Genomic DNA, 681 nt, shown 5'->3' on the forward strand with positions numbered 1-681 from the left:
CGGCGTCATCTGGCGCGTCGCCGTCGCGGACCGCGGCACGACGACGGCCTGGGCGCGCCTGCTCGACGGCACCGGTGCCCTCGCGGACACCCCGACCGGCGGCGTCGTGGCGGCCCGCGACGGCGTCGTCCGCACGACCGTCGCCGACGACCCGGCCGGCGCGACGCGCGTCCTGGTCCTCGCCGAGCGCGCGGACCCGGGCTGGCGGGCGACCCTGGACGGGCGCCCCCTGCGCGCGGTCCGCAGCGGGTGGCAGCAGGCGTTCGAGGTGGGACCCGAGGGCGGTGTCCTCCTCGTGGACCACGTCGCGCCCGCCCGGGGCCTGTGGGCCGTGGTGCAGGGCGTCGTGCTCGTCGCCACCCTGCTGCTGGCCGTGCCCGTCCGACGACGTCGAGGAGGTTCACGGTGACGGACCCGACGGAGCCCACCCCGCAGCCGGCCGGCCCGGCACCCGAACCGGCGACCCCGGCGCCCACGCCGGAGCCCACGCCGGACGCGACCGAGCCCGTGCCGGGTCCCACGACAGATCCCACGACGGAGCCCACGGCTGGGACCACGACCGAACCCGAACCCGTGCCCACGACCGATCCCACTCCCGAGGCCGCCGCGCCGGTGGCCCCGCCTGCCCCGGGCCTGCGCCGGGCCGGGGCGGTCCGCGGCGTGCTCACGCGCGTCGCGACG

The 681-nt window shown here is 79.9% G+C and carries 2 pseudogenes; both read left to right on the forward strand.

What is annotated here, in order from left to right:
- Positions 1 to 409: pseudogene (locus tag N866_RS21790) on the forward strand (glycosyltransferase family 2 protein); the annotation flags it as partial.
- Positions 406 to 681: pseudogene (locus tag N866_RS22265) on the forward strand (hypothetical protein); the annotation flags it as partial. The pseudogenes N866_RS21790 and N866_RS22265, both read left to right, overlap by 4 nt.

It is taken from the genome of Actinotalea ferrariae CF5-4, from assembly GCF_000603945.1.
In the GTDB taxonomy this organism is placed as follows: Bacteria; Actinomycetota; Actinomycetes; order Actinomycetales; family Cellulomonadaceae; genus Actinotalea; species Actinotalea ferrariae.